Genomic DNA, 14,090 nt, shown 5'->3' with positions numbered 1-14,090 from the left:
ACAAGTTTTTGCTTTATGCAAAAACTTGACACGAACACTGTACAAGGAGGTACATTGTTCGTGTTATCGCAAAATCAGGAGATTGGGCAAGCATTTGAATCGCGAAGAGATTCAACTCTGCTTGAACAGTCTCCTGATTTTGCGGGGAGATTCAAAAAGGAGTCTGATGTGTTTGTCCCAGCTTGAAGAGAGTATAGCATAATTTTATTTTTCGTGCTACATTTCGTTTTGTTCATGGAAACCCTATCATTTTTGCCGGGGAGTCCGCTTCCTGCCGGCGCTGCCGTCTATAGCGACGGTGTGAATTTCAGTATCTTTTCCCGCCATGCCTTTTCGGTAACGTTGGATATCTTTGTAAATCCCGAAGATTCTGCGCCTTGTTGCTCATACACTTTTGACCCTCATACGAATAAAACAGGGGATATCTGGCACGTTTTTATCACAGGCTTACCGAAAAACGCCTTATACCTTTACCGCGTCGACGGTCCCTTTGCTCCTTATGAAGGAATGCGCTTTAATGCCGGCAATTATCTGCTCGACCCATACTCACAGGGGCTTGCTAATACGGAATCTTTTAGCGGAAATTTTTCTACACAAACACCTCCGCCGCATATAGACGGCGACCTTGCTTTTTTAACCCAACAGTCAGCTGCTCCTTTTCCCAAGTGCATCGCAGTAGCTCACGATGATTTTGACTGGCAGGGCGACCATCCGCTCAATTATCCGCTGAAAGACTGCATCATATACGAGGCGCATGTAAAAGGGCTTTCGTGCCATCCCAATGCGCCGCAGCAGCATAAAGGAACGTATCAAGGTATTATCGATACTATTCCGTACCTAAAAGAACTGGGCATTACCAGCCTTGAGCTATTGCCTATTCAGGAATTTAACGAGCATGAACTAGCCAGAATCAACCCGCGGACGGGCACGGTATTAAAAAACTACTGGGGATATAGCACCATCGCTTTTTTTGCGCCAAAATCGTCGTATGCCTCCGAACGTGAAGGTATAGGGGCGGTATTCGAGTTTAAACGGATGGTGCGCGAACTGCATAAAAACGGCATCGAAGTGATTCTGGACATCGTATTTAATCATACGGCGGAGGGGAGCGAATTCGGCCCGACCCTTTCGTTCCGCGGCTTGGACAATACCATCTATTATATACTGGAAGATAATGCACGTTATTACCGCAACTACTCAGGCTGCGGCAACACCTTCAACTGTAATCACCCGATTGTGCAGACCTTTATTCTGGACTGTCTGCGGTACTGGGTTATCGAAATGCACGTCGACGGCTTCCGATTCGACCTCGGCTCCATCTTGGGTAGAGATCAAAAAGGAAAACTGATGGATAATCCGCCGACCCTTGAGCATATTGCCGAAGACCCCATATTGAGAAAAACAAAGATCATCGCCGAAGCGTGGGACGCGGGCGGCGCCTATCAGGTAGGCAATTTCCCCGGCGGCAGGTGGGCGGAATGGAATGACCGCTTTCGCGACGATGTGCGGCTCTTTTGGCGCGGCGATTCCTCCCATGCTAAAGAACTTGCGACGCGCGTAACCGGTTCCGCCGATTTGTACTCCGGCAACGGACGCAAGCCTTTCCATTCCATCAACTTTGTTACCAGTCATGACGGCTTTACCCTCTACGATTTATTAAGCTACGATAAAAAGCACAACGAAGAAAACGGAGAAAACAATCGGGACGGTACCGATTTTAATTGCAGCTATAACAACGGCTTTGAAGGAAAAACCGAAAACACTCGCATTGAGACCTTGCGAAAGCAAAAAGCAAAGAATATTCTGCTGACGCTTATTTTATCACTGGGTACTCCGATGTTGACTGCCGGAGATGAGGTATTGCGAACGCAAGGGGGGAACAACAACCCCTACTGTCAAGACAACGAGATCAGCTGGTTCGACTGGTCGCTCACCCAAAGCAATGCCGATATATTAACATTTGTGAAAAAACTGATCCGCCTGCGTAAGCAGCATCCGGTGTTTTCGCGCTCGGAATTTTTAACGGGAACGCAATCGGACGACCGGCGTAAACCGGATATTAGTTGGTACGACGCGCAGGGCGGCGCTCCCGATTGGAACCAGCCTTCGTCTTTTTTGGCATATTTTCTTGACGGTTCCACGGCGGAAACGAGAGCCGAACGCGATGATAACAGCTTTTACATCATATTAAACGGCGGCAATTTAGACGTTACCGCGACACTCTGTCCTCCTCCGCAGGGAAAGCATTGGTATCGACTAATCGATACATCCTATCCGGCAGGGGAAGATTTTACCGCCCCCGAACAGGCGCCGCTTTTGGAAAATCAGCAAAAATATGTTGTATTAGCCGCGACAGCCGTCGTGTTAATTCTGAAATAGCGAGGTAGATTATGTCTCAATTAAAAGAAACCTTACGGACAAGTATTCTAGGCAAGCTGAAACGGAATTTCAGCAAGGACATATCCGAGGCAACAAAGCGTGAGCTCTATGATGCCGCGGCGAGCAGCGTTATGGATAGCATCCAGCCAAACATATCCGCAACCAGAGCCGCTCAGGAGCAACCTGATGTACGGCAGATGTATTATTTCTCTGCCGAATTTCTGATGGGGCGGGCGCTTTCGAATAATTTGAACAACACCGGTATGCGCGCCGTAATGGAAGAACTTTTAACGGAGCTTTCCGCCTCGTATCGGGACATCGAGGATGAAGAACCCGATGCAGGACTTGGAAACGGCGGTCTCGGTAGACTCGCCGCCTGTTTTTTGGACTCGCTTGCAACGCTCGACTACCCCGGGCATGGCTACGGTATCCGCTACCAGTACGGTATGTTTGAACAGCGGATTGAAAACGGCTATCAGGTGGAATACCCCGACAATTGGCGGCGTTATCGTGATCCGTGGGAAATACGCCGCGACGATTTGGCGGTAACGGTGCGCTTCGGCGGTGCCCCGATATGCACGCAGCAAGAAGACGGCACCCTGTGCTATCGGTTGGAAAATGCCGAGGAGGTTATCGCAACCCCCTACGATATGGCGATCATCGGATACGGCACCAAAACCGTCAACCGCCTGCGCCTGTGGGAAGCCTCCTCTCCCAATGGATTCGATTTACAGCTCTTTAACAATATGGAATACACCGCTGCGGTTGCAAAGCAGAACTCCGCAGAAAATATTTCGCGCGTATTATACCCCAACGACAGCGGCCCGTCGGGAAAAGCGCTCCGCTTAAAGCAGCAGTATTTTTTCACTTCTGCAAGTTTACAGGATTTAGTGCGTTCATTTATCCATAAACACGGTACAAATTTTTCCGACTTCCCGCGTTATAATGTTATCCAGCTAAACGATACGCACCCCGTCGTGGCAATCCCCGAGCTGATGCGCCTTTTGATGGACGAACACCACCTCGGCTGGGATGCGGCATGGGCGATTGTTACTCAAACATTTGCATATACGAACCATACGATTTTAGCGGAGGCTTTGGAAAAATGGCCGATAGAGATATTCCAAGGCTTGCTGCCGCGCGTGTATCAAATCGTAGAAGAGATAAACCGCCGCTTCCTACTGGAGCTGCGGGAAAAATATCCGAACGATTGGAAAAAACACAACAAGATGTCCATTATCGGCGAAGGGAAAATCCGTATGGCATGGCTCGCGATTGCCGGTTCGTTTTCGGTCAACGGTGTTGCGGCGCTGCACACCGAAATCCTTAAAACCAAAGAGCTGTCCGATTGGTATAATCTGTATCCGCAAAAGTTTAACAACAAGACAAACGGCGTTACCCAGCGCCGCTGGCTTTTAACTGCGAACCCCGCGCTTTCGGCCTTTATTACGAAGCATATCGGCGACGGCTGGATTAAAGACCTGACGCAGCTGCGGCAGCTTGAAAAACTGGCGGATAATCAGGAAGCATTACAGGAATTAATCGCGATAAAAAAACACAATAAAGAACGGCTTGCGGAATTCCTCAAGCGGACGCAGGGCGTTGTGATCGATCCCAACTCGATTTTTGACGTGCAGATAAAACGGCTCCACGAATACAAACGCCAGCTTTTAAACATTCTGCATGTGATGACGCTCTATAATAGAATTATCGAAGACCCGACGTATGATCCTATTCCGCATACCTTTATCTTCGGCGCAAAAGCAGCGTCGGGCTATCGGCGGGCAAAGCTCATCATTAAGCTGATTAATACCGTCGCCGACCGCATCAACAACGATCACCGTGTACGGGGAAAATTAAAGGTTGTGTTTGCGGCAAACTATTGCGTCTCGACTGCCGAAAAGATTTTCCCCGCTTCGGATATTTCCGAGCAGATTTCCACTGCGGGTAAGGAAGCATCGGGAACCGGCAATATGAAGTTTATGCTGAACGGCGCAATTACGCTCGGAACGCTGGACGGCGCCAATATCGAAATTGTGGAAGAAGTAGGCACTGAAAACGCCGTTATTTTCGGTATCACCGCCGATGAGATTCAAAAAATCGAGCATGAGCACAGCTATAACCCTCAAGAATACCTTAATCGCAATCCTGCATTGGCGAGAGCGCTGACTCAGCTCATCGACGGAACATACACACCGCCCTTTGATAACAGCTTTAGAGAATTGTACGATTCGCTGGTGTACGGCGTGGAGGGGCAGCGTCCGGACGTCTATTACGTGCTGGCAGACTTCGATGCTTATGCGGCGGCGCAACAGCGGATTGTCGAATGTTACCGCGACGAAATGAAATGGGCAAAAATGTGCCTTTTGAACATTGCCCGATCGGGTAAGTTCAGTTCAGACCGTACCATCGAAGACTATGTGCGGGATATCTGGAAGCTGGAAAAAGTGGGGGTCAATTCATAATTATGAATTATGAATTATGAATTATGAATTATTTTATCTCTGGGAGAAAATAGATTATGGAAAGAACATTTGTAATGATGAAGCCCGGTGTAGTTCAGCGGCGGATTGCAGGAGAAGTGCTCAGCCGGTTTGAAAAAAAGGGGCTCAAACTGGTTGCCTTAAAGCTGATGCGTATCAGTCCCGAACTTGCAAAGAAGCATTATGCCGAACACGCCGATAAGCCGTTCTTCGGCGAACTGGTGCAATATATCACCTCCGGCCCCGTGGTCGCGATGGCTTTTGAAGGCGATGAGGCCGTTGCCATTGTGCGGAAACTCTGCGGAGCGACAAAGGTCTTGAATGCGGAACCGGGAACCATCAGAGGCGATTATGCCTTGCATACCAATACCAATGTTGTCCATTCGTCGGACTCTGCCGAAAGCGCCGCACGAGAACTTGGCTTGTTTTTTCAACTGGAAGAATTTTTCAGCTGGGAAGACGGCAATAAGGTCTGGTTTTAACAAGAGCGGGGGTTCAGTCCATTTACTTTAGTTGATAAATATTGGACACCTTTTAACACTCAATCAGCGTACCCCCGCAGGAATCAACGTACCCCGCACCAATAAGGATGAAAAATGCTTGAAAAAATTACCAATACGTTTAGCGGCATTGTCCGCAAGATAAGCGGCAAGGCAACCATTACCGAAAAAAATATTGAAGAAGCGGTAGAGGAAATAAAAATTGCGCTGCTCGAAGCGGATGTCAACCTCCGCGTAGTACGCCGTTTTATCAATGCAACAATCGAAGAAGCAAAGGGAGAAACCGTATTAAAATCGGTTAATCCCGGTCAGCAGTTTATCAAGATTGTCCACGATAAAATCCTGTCGTTTTTAGGCGATGAAAAGAAAAGCCTGCAACTGAAAGGCCCCGACACCCAGTCGGTTATCCTCTTCCTCGGCTTGCAGGGTTCCGGTAAAACGACATCCGCTGCGAAGCTGGCAGCCCGTTTAAAGAAAGAAGGCCGTAAGCCGCTGCTCGTTGCCTGCGACCTCGTCCGTCCCGCAGCTGTGGAACAGCTCTCCTCATTAGGAGAACGTATCGACGTCCCCGTATATAAAGAAGACACCAAGGATGCGGTACGGGTTGCACAAAACGCGGTTACCTATGCACGGAAAAACGGCTTTGATACCGTTATCGTCGATACGGCGGGACGGCTGCAAATCGACGAAGCGATGATGCAGGAGATCGCCGCGGTAAAAAAGGCGGTCAATCCGGTAGAAACCCTCCTCGTCGCCGATGCGATGACAGGACAAAATGCTGCCGAGGTCGCCAAAGCCTTCGATGAACAGGCGGGGCTGACCGGTGTTATTTTAACCAAGTTCGACTCCGATGCTCGCGGCGGCGCGGCGTTATCGTTAAAAACCGTAACCGGCAAGCCTATCCTGTATGTCGGCGTCGGCGAAAAAATCGAAGATTTTGAACCGTTCTATCCCGACCGTATTGCCGGCAGAATCCTCGGTATGGGCGATATTGTTTCGCTCGTCGAAAAAGCGCAGGAAAATATCGATGCGGAAGAAGCCGCCCGCTTGCAGAAAAAGATGGCGACGGAAACCTTCACTCTTTCCGATATGCTCGACCAGCTTGAAAATGTCGAAAAGATGGGCTCGATTGAATCCATGCTTGATATGATGCCCGGGCTTGCCGGTCAAATTTCCGCCGAGGATATCGACAAAGCAGGCTTTAAGCGGCAAAAGGCGATTATCCAGTCGATGACGCTCAAAGAACGGGAAAACCACCACATCATTGGGCCGCCCCGCCGCAAACGCATTGCAAAGGGATCCGGTACCTCCGTCGCCGAAGTAAACAAGCTGTTAAAGCAGTTTGAAAAGACCCGTCAAACGATGCGGAAGGTGGCAAAGAGCAAAGGCTTACAGGCGCGGCTCATGGGACTGATGGGATAGCTTGGGATTGCATACAATTTTCTGCCGATAGGTTTCTTTCCGATGCAATATTCGGTGTAATAATAGAAAGCGATACAGGTACTGATGACGTCCATATCGGAATTTATCGGTGCCTGTCAGTGAAAGGAGTGCATTATGAAGCGTATTTTTAAAACTCTTTGGATTCCGGCGGCTGTTTGCGCCTTCTGCCTCACAGCCTGTACGACGCTGCCGCTTAAGGCCTTGTATACGGAACCGACAGTTACCGGTGTTACGGTTAATACGGAAAATAACCATTTTGACGTGGTATACGCTATTAACTGCTGTGTAATGCCCAAAGCAAAAGACGATTTTATTAGTTTCAAAGTCGATACGATGCTGTATACCTATCGGCTCGATTTTTCCGTAAATACCGGAATGAAGGCTATACTCGACCGTTTTTTCAGCATAAGCACTCTTGCCGATTCCCAGCATAGACAGAACGGTCATCGGTACCTTGGTGAAACAACTCTTTATGCTTATGCATCATCTGCAGAGACAATAAGCAGACTTGTTGCTGAAGGGAAAATTGCAAACCATGTACGATTCAGTTTTTTGCTGAAAGATGGGAAAAAATATCTCTTGCTTGAAGGTTTTCAGGTACAAACGCTCGATGGAAAATTAGCAATCGACGACTATATCGACAGCATTCCATTCCATTATGACGATATAAAAAAGGCGTATGACTTTTTTAACGATACGGATCAACTTGAAGAAAACCGACAAAAACAGTTGCAAATAGCCATCGCTGCAAAACAGGCTGAAAAAGACAGTCAGACGGCAGCAACACAAGCTGAAAAAGATAGCTCAGCGGCAGTTGACACTCAAGAGGCTGGTATAATTTCAAATTCTGAAAAATCTTCTGCAGAAAATCAATAAATACAAGCCGTTTTCCTTCGCGTGCTATATAAGACCATAACAAGGCTGCAAAAGGTCAGCCCTGTTATAGGAGATTATATGAAACGCATCGTGCCTTTGTATCATGTGAAGAATGTATTACGTAAATGTTACAGCGGGCTTTTGTGCCCTCTGACTTGTATCCTCTGTGGAAACGCAAGCGAGGCAGGGCTGCCGCTGTGCAGCCATTGTATTCAAACGGAATTTGAGCCGTATATCGGTTCCGATGATTTGGAACATTTACGCCAAGCCGAGCCTCGCTGCAAACATTGTGGAAAGATCCTCATTTCCGAACATGAGTATTGTACCCGCTGTAGACCGTCCGATGACGAAAAGGTGGAAAAGCAAAAACCTGCCTGCGATCGTATTTTTACGCTTTTTCCCTATATCGGACTTGGGCAAAAATTACTACCTGTTTGGAAGAATAATAATATTCGCAGTTTTTCCACCGCATTTGCACCGCTTATCCACAGTTTTCTCACACAACATCCGAAACTTATGAGTATTCCACTCGTACCGGTACCGCCACGCCCCAAAAAATTGCGAGAAAAAGGCTGGGATCAAATTGAAGATCTTGTAAAGGATTTATCGGTTTATCCAAAACCAGCAATATACCGGTGTTTAAGACGGCAGGATAGCACTCCGCAAAAAAAACTGTCCAAGACAGAACGCGCAGTGAATTTGCAGGGAAAAATAAAACTTGCAGCAAAGATCGTTCCTGAGACGCTCATCCTGCTCGATGATGTAATGACCACCGGCGCGACGCTCGAAGCCTGCGCCCGCGCATTAAAAGTTGCCGGATGCAAAAACGTCTACGGACTTTGCCTTTTTTTCGACTAAAAGGAAAAAAACCTCTAAAAACCAACAGTTTTTAGAGGTTCACAATTTTAGAGGCGTGTCTAGTAATTACACCGTTACTTCGGGAACGGGAGTTCTTTTTTCACTGCCGAGCGCCAACTCACCTGCCCGTTTGTTACCGGAAAAGAAGGTGATACAAGCGCCAGCGATGTAGATTGTCGAATATACACCGCTTATCATACCTACCAATAAGGCAAGCGCAAAGTCTTTCATACTGCCGGATGTAAAGATGTAAAGCGAAATAGCGGCAAGCATTGTGGTAACGGTTGTGATAATCGTTCTGCTTAATACTTCCGTTTGTGCAAGATCTAAAACATCAACTAATGCAAGTTTCGGATTCAGCCGGATATTTTCGCGGATACGGTCGAATACGACGACCGTGTCGTTTATTGAGTATCCGACAATTGTCAAAATTGCTGCAATGGTGGTGGAATTAAACTCCATCTGCGTCCACACGATGAAGGTAATCATAATCAAAACATCGTGAACCAGCGCAAGTACGGCGCCCAATGCAAATGTCCAACGGAAACGGATTAAAGCGTAAATGAAGATTAAGAATAATGCGCCAATTACCAGAAGTATCGCTTGGCGAGCAAGCGAACCGGAAAAGCGAGAGCCGACAAAATCGGTACTCAATACGGCAAAATTATCCGCTTCATAAGCTGCTACCAACGCAGTGTTTATCAATGCCCGCAGTTCGGCATTTGCATTGGTGTATGTGCCGTTATCAGGTAATCGAATTTGGAACACACGGTCGCGTGATTCGCCGACCTGCTGTACCGAAACCGAAGGGACGGATGCAAGTGCGTGGCGCACTTCATCTGCATCGATCGGCTGTATTTGATCAGGAATATAATGAACGCGGAATGGTTCCGTTGTAAGACGGGAAATCTCCGAAGTAATAAACACGCTTTGTAATGCGGTATCGGTCTTTGCAAGCACTTTTGCCTGTACACCATCAATTTGCTGCTGTACAGCTTCGATAAACTGTCCAACGGTGGGGTATTCGGCATACTTAAAGGACACAACCTTATTTTCAGCATCCACCGAAATAACGGTAATATCAATCCCTTGGGAATTTTGTGCTACCTGTATATTTTTCTCGCCGCTATACGTTAAAATGAATGCAGAAGGCGCAAACCGTACTTTCTCGATAAATCCTGCCTGAAAGTCAATACCGAAGTTAATTCCTTTAGTAAAAAGACCTACAATACCGGAAATAATAAGTGCGCAGCTTACGACAACCATAACACCGAAAAGCTTGCTGAATTTTATCGTTTTTTTCATACGAGTGACCTCCAAGTAATATGCAGCTTCTTCTGATGTAATGTTTCCGTGCCGAAATCAAAGATCAACCGTGAAACAAAAAGAGCTGTAAATACGGAAGAAACAACACCGATTGTCAAGCTGTAAGCAAATCCTTTGATCGGTCCGGTTCCCAGTATCGACAAGAACAGAGCTGCAATAAAGGTTGTAATATTGGAGTCCATAATCGCCCAGAATGCATGAGCAAAACCGGTTTGAATAGCAGCTTCCCTACTCTTATGCAATGCAAGTTCTTCTTTAATTCGCTCAAAGATAACAACGTTGGCATCAACTGCCATACCGATGGTCAAAATCATACCCGCGATACTCGGCAGCGTGAGCGTAAGGTTAAATGCGGAAAGTACGCTGAACACGATATAAAGGTTCAATATCTGTGCGACACAGGCATTAATGCCGGCAGCGCGATACCAAATCAGCATAAACGCCAAAACAGCAATTAGCCCCCATCGCAGCGCCATTAAACCTTGATTGATCGCTTGCTCACCCATGCTGGCGCCTATCACCTGCTGGTTTTCCAATTCAAGCGGTACATTAAGCCATGCGGTACGTAAAATTGTTTTAAGGTTTTCCGCCTCGTCTGCACTGAACCCGCTGATGGTTCCCGTACCGCCGGTAATCGGTTCCTTGATATTCGGCGCCGACTTTATTTTATCATCGGATACAATAGCCAGCCGTTTGCCTTGGTTTTCAGTCGTAACGGTTGCAAAGATTTCCGCACCTTCCTTATCGAGTTCGAATACAACCAACGGCTCATTGGTTTGGCTGGTCGTCGTGCTTACCCGCTGCAGGTGTCTGCCTTCAAGAGCAGCCTCTTTCTTAATAACAAGGAAGCCCTGCCGTTCATCCAAACCGTACGCATCCTTGCTATATACGCCGAGTACCTTGGTATCTGCAGGAATAATCGAAGGATTGATGAGATTATAATCCGCATCAAACGTATGCGTCGGGTTAGCATTATAATAGGAATAAAAAGCTTGAGTTGCATCGTCGTCTACGATATGGAATGCAAGCAAGCCGCGCCCCATGATAATCGAGTTGATCTTATCGGCATCGGCTGCACCGGGGATTTCAACATAGATACGGTCATCACCCTGTTGTCTGATAACGGGTTCGGTCAGACCGAATTTATCGATGCGGCTTGAAATGGTATCGATGGCTAAATTCATCGCCTCTTTTTTTGCCGAAGTAGTCGTATCGCCGCTATCGCCGGTTACCGCACTTAAATCGGCCTTAATGATGATGCTCATACCGCCCGAAAGGTCAAGTCCGAGCTTTACCGCATTTGCCTGTGCATTTTTGATACCGAGTATCTTATTTCGGTATGAATCTTCCATTACGGGACTCATTGCTGCCCGTGCTTTATCCTCAGAATTTTCAGGGAATGCCGCAAGCAATGCGCCTGCCGTCCACACGGAAGGCTGCTCTTTGCCGAGACTTTTTAAATTCTTCTTTGCAGCACTAATAAGCGGATCATATTTTGCCGGAACAGGATTGGAATCGCCTTGCTTCGCAGATGCGATTAATGCGTCGATATCCGTTTTTGTCATATTTATGACATAATCTTTAATTTTTTCTCTGGAGCCGAGAGCCAGCGCCTTATCGTCTTTATCTGTCCAAAAATACCATTTAAGGGTAGGATATAAAAATGCAAAGCAGAGGCCTAGTACAGCCAGCACAATCACGAATCGAGTTCGCTTTCTCATGTCTATCTCCTCATCTAACGGAAATAAACGTTCATACTGCGGTTATGCACAGCATGAACGCTTATCAGCCGATACGTTCCTATACGGTACGTTTTTACTCCGCTTCGCCGGAAAAATCGGGCGGCTGCGGTTTTTCGGAGCTGGAATCTTCAACTTTCTTTTCTTTCTTTTTAAAGAGAGTAGCAAACGGAGAAGTCTTTTCCGGCACATTTGCCAGACGGCTTGCTTTTGTCTTTTCATCCAAAATAACGCTCCCGATTGCGGAACGATTCATTTCAAGCTTACAATTATCGTCAACTTTCAGAATGATCGTCGTTTCTTTTACGGAAGACACAACACCGTGAATACCGCCGATTGTGATAATTTTGTCACCCTTTTGAACGGAGGCTATCATTTCTTGCGTTTTTTTCTGCTCCTTTTTTTGAGGGCCGATAATAAAAACGTAGAAAATTACAAAGATAAGACCGAGAGCGAGAAGCGGAATAAAACTACCCCCCGATGCGGCTTGCTGCAACAATGGAATCGCATTCATTATTTACATCCTTATTTATGATAAATATCCTTAAAATACTAGCACAAAAAAAATGCGTAGTCAATTCACAGGTTATTCTGACGGTTACTTTACCGACAGCAACTCAAGTTCAAATACCAAATAGCTGTCGGGAGGGATAACTCCGCCTGCACCGCGTGAACCGTATCCAAGTTCCGGCGGAATAACAATCGTTCGTTTTTCACCGACAGCCATTTGCATGGCTTGCCGGTCGAAGCCGGCAATGAGCTGCCCCGCTCCCGCAACAAATTTCAGCGGTTCATGCATATCGGAATCGTCGAACACCGTACCGTCCAGCAAAGATCCCTTATATTTCATAGTCAGGGTTTTACCTGCTTGAGCTTTAACTCCTTTACCTTCTTTTATAATGGTATAGAAGATACCGTTTTCATTCTTAACGGCATTGGGGAACTTTTGTTTTATCAAAGCCTCATTCTTTTCACGTCTTAAAGTGGTACGCTGTTTTGCCCGTTCTTCGGCTCCTGCAAGATAAGCGTTAAAATCTTTCTGGGTTGCGGTAAACTTTTGCGCCTCAGAGCCTTTGCGGATAATCGATATGGAATTCATCCGGTCACCCTGCACGATCTTATTTACGACGTCCTGTCCCTTTACAACGCGACCGAATACCGTATGTACCCCATCAAGCCACGGGGTCGGTACGTGGGTAATAAAAAACTGCGACCCGTTTGTTCCCGGTCCCGAATTTGCCATCGAAAGGATACCGGCGGTATTATGCTTGAGGTTGTCAACAAACTCATCAGGGAAGCGATAACCCGGCCCGCCGGTTCCTTTCCCGTCGGGATCGCCGCCTTGAATCATAAAATTCGCAATAACACGGTGAAAGGTTAAACCGTCATAAAAAGGCTTTCCCTTTGCGGCATCCAATGTTCCTTCTGCCAATCCGACAAAGTTACATACCGTCAAGGGTGTTTCTTTATAGAACAATTCCACAACAATATCACCCTTGTTCGTATCGATAACGGCATAGACGCCGTCCTTTTGTAATTCAGCACTTATTGCATTCATTTTTTTTCCTTTTTCAGAATCTCCCGTTAAAATAATTGCAGCAGCAGCTGCTGTCGCAATAATCAAAAAAGTAATCGGTAAAACCAATACCGCAATTTTATTCACCCGCATAGTTCCTCCATCAAGATGCTGCGCTATTCTCATATTGTGCAATGAACCATCCGTACACAGCTTCTCCCCGTGTTCTAAACGAATTTTGCACTCGCTCCCGAAAAACGGAAGGGGCGGTAAAATCGGCGCGTGTCAACATGTGTATCAGCAGATATTCTCCAAGATCGGTTACGGCAATCGACGCCTCTAAATTTTCAGGTTCAATCGCTTTAAATATCGAATACTTTAATACACCGATATTTGTAGAAATGAACCCTGCAGAATCGAAATCTGAGCAAAACCGATAACGATAAATATTTTTATCGAAGGTTAAATCCTTTTGCACCACATAGACCGAAAAATCCGTGGAAGGATTGTCAACAGGATCGGCAACTCTCCCTTCCGTTTTAGGATCGTCGATAATATACGATGCTTCGTAGAGCGTCCGCATCTTTTTTCGACTGCTCGAATAATATTGCAGTCCTTCCAATTTTGAAACGGAACGCAGAATACAGGATATTTTCTCTACATCTTTTATGCTGCCTTGCGTCTTTTTATGCAAATACAACGCCTCTATTAAAAAAGTGGGATTACCCTTATCCCAATTTTCTGCAAATGTCTGGGGCACAGCAAAAAGCGGCACGAGCCGCGGCACAGCGTTTTCTTTATTATACACTGAGCGGAAAAGATGTCCTTGCTTAAGCAATTCTATCCGCTGCTCAGCGGATAAAAACGAATCCAGCGCCGAAATCACCGAATCCGGTACATTACCGATATCCTGCGCAAAAAGAGAACAGCCTGCCAAAAGAGCAAGAAGAACAAGACACCGCCTCATTCA

The 14,090-nt window shown here is 46.7% G+C and carries 11 protein-coding genes; 6 read left to right on the top strand and 5 right to left on the bottom strand.

The window, feature by feature from the left end:
* Positions 1 to 234: 234 nt before the first annotated feature.
* The 6 genes from glgX (at position 235) to ABK01_RS02405 (ending at position 8,539) form a co-directional block, all read left to right on the top strand.
* Positions 235 to 2,379 carry a glycogen debranching protein GlgX gene (glgX, locus tag ABK01_RS02430; protein ID WP_253676124.1) on the top strand — a complete coding sequence of 715 codons (2,145 nt, stop codon included), beginning with the start codon at positions 235 to 237 and terminating at the stop codon, positions 2,377 to 2,379.
* 11 nt (positions 2,380 to 2,390) lie between these two features.
* Positions 2,391 to 4,844: a glycogen/starch/alpha-glucan phosphorylase gene (locus tag ABK01_RS02425; RefSeq protein ID WP_253676123.1), complete on the top strand. Its 2,454-nt coding sequence runs from the start codon at positions 2,391 to 2,393 to the stop codon at positions 4,842 to 4,844.
* Between the two features lie 56 nt (positions 4,845 to 4,900).
* Positions 4,901 to 5,344: a nucleoside-diphosphate kinase gene (gene ndk / locus ABK01_RS02420; protein ID WP_253676122.1), complete on the top strand. Its 444-nt coding sequence runs from the start codon at positions 4,901 to 4,903 to the stop codon at positions 5,342 to 5,344.
* Between the two features lie 114 nt (positions 5,345 to 5,458).
* Complete coding sequence (gene ffh / locus ABK01_RS02415) at positions 5,459 to 6,784, top strand: signal recognition particle protein (RefSeq protein WP_253676121.1); 1,326 nt, start codon at positions 5,459 to 5,461, stop codon at positions 6,782 to 6,784.
* A 135-nt stretch (positions 6,785 to 6,919) separates the two neighbouring features.
* Entirely contained in the window at positions 6,920 to 7,681 is a 762-nt protein-coding gene (locus ABK01_RS02410) for a hypothetical protein (RefSeq protein WP_253676120.1), read from the top strand.
* A 78-nt stretch (positions 7,682 to 7,759) separates the two neighbouring features.
* Positions 7,760 to 8,539 carry a ComFC family protein gene (locus tag ABK01_RS02405; RefSeq protein ID WP_253676119.1) on the top strand — a complete coding sequence of 260 codons (780 nt, stop codon included), beginning with the start codon at positions 7,760 to 7,762 and terminating at the stop codon, positions 8,537 to 8,539.
* A 66-nt stretch (positions 8,540 to 8,605) separates the two neighbouring features.
* Here the strand turns inward: ABK01_RS02405 and secF are convergent, their stop codons facing one another.
* The 5 genes from secF to ABK01_RS02380 form a co-directional block, all read right to left on the bottom strand.
* On the bottom strand, positions 8,606 to 9,844 hold the full coding sequence (secF, locus tag ABK01_RS02400) for a protein translocase subunit SecF (protein WP_212565914.1): 1,239 nt from the start codon (positions 9,842 to 9,844) through the stop codon (positions 8,606 to 8,608).
* Positions 9,841 to 11,586 carry a protein translocase subunit SecD gene (gene secD, locus ABK01_RS02395; RefSeq protein ID WP_212565913.1) on the bottom strand — a complete coding sequence of 582 codons (1,746 nt, stop codon included), beginning with the start codon at positions 11,584 to 11,586 and terminating at the stop codon, positions 9,841 to 9,843. The genes secF and secD overlap by 4 nt, the downstream gene beginning before the upstream one ends.
* A gap of 94 nt (positions 11,587 to 11,680) precedes the next feature.
* Complete coding sequence (gene yajC / locus ABK01_RS02390; RefSeq protein WP_212565912.1) at positions 11,681 to 12,118, bottom strand: preprotein translocase subunit YajC; 438 nt, start codon at positions 12,116 to 12,118, stop codon at positions 11,681 to 11,683.
* Between the two features lie 84 nt (positions 12,119 to 12,202).
* Entirely contained in the window at positions 12,203 to 13,273 is a 1,071-nt protein-coding gene (locus tag ABK01_RS02385) for a peptidylprolyl isomerase (RefSeq protein ID WP_253676118.1), read from the bottom strand.
* 10 nt (positions 13,274 to 13,283) lie between these two features.
* Positions 13,284 to 14,087: a DUF6675 family protein gene (locus ABK01_RS02380; protein ID WP_212565910.1), complete on the bottom strand. Its 804-nt coding sequence runs from the start codon at positions 14,085 to 14,087 to the stop codon at positions 13,284 to 13,286.
* Positions 14,088 to 14,090 lie beyond the last annotated feature (3 nt).

Origin of the sequence: Treponema sp. OMZ 305 (genome assembly GCF_024181325.1) — a bacterium.
Lineage (GTDB): Bacteria > Spirochaetota > Spirochaetia > Treponematales > Treponemataceae > Treponema.
The sequence above is the reverse complement of the archived record's forward strand: the minus strand, read 5'-3'. Positions and strand labels throughout refer to the sequence as shown.

Bases quoted from the DNA above. Each gene is read 5' to 3' on its own strand.
- glgX (WP_253676124.1), top strand. From the start codon at position 235: ATGGAAACCCTATCATTTTTGCCGGGGAGTCCGCTTCCTGCCGGCGCT.
- ABK01_RS02425 (WP_253676123.1), top strand. From the start codon at position 2,391: ATGTCTCAATTAAAAGAAACCTTACGGACAAGTATTCTAGGCAAGCTG.
- ndk (WP_253676122.1), top strand. From the start codon at position 4,901: ATGGAAAGAACATTTGTAATGATGAAGCCCGGTGTAGTTCAGCGGCGG.
- ffh (WP_253676121.1), top strand. From the start codon at position 5,459: ATGCTTGAAAAAATTACCAATACGTTTAGCGGCATTGTCCGCAAGATA.
- ABK01_RS02410 (WP_253676120.1), top strand. From the start codon at position 6,920: ATGAAGCGTATTTTTAAAACTCTTTGGATTCCGGCGGCTGTTTGCGCC.
- ABK01_RS02405 (WP_253676119.1), top strand. From the start codon at position 7,760: ATGAAACGCATCGTGCCTTTGTATCATGTGAAGAATGTATTACGTAAA.
- secF (WP_212565914.1), bottom strand. From the start codon at position 9,844: ATGAAAAAAACGATAAAATTCAGCAAGCTTTTCGGTGTTATGGTTGTC.
- secD (WP_212565913.1), bottom strand. From the start codon at position 11,586: ATGAGAAAGCGAACTCGATTCGTGATTGTGCTGGCTGTACTAGGCCTC.
- yajC (WP_212565912.1), bottom strand. From the start codon at position 12,118: ATGAATGCGATTCCATTGTTGCAGCAAGCCGCATCGGGGGGTAGTTTT.
- ABK01_RS02385 (WP_253676118.1), bottom strand. From the start codon at position 13,273: ATGCGGGTGAATAAAATTGCGGTATTGGTTTTACCGATTACTTTTTTG.
- ABK01_RS02380 (WP_212565910.1), bottom strand. From the start codon at position 14,087: ATGAGGCGGTGTCTTGTTCTTCTTGCTCTTTTGGCAGGCTGTTCTCTT.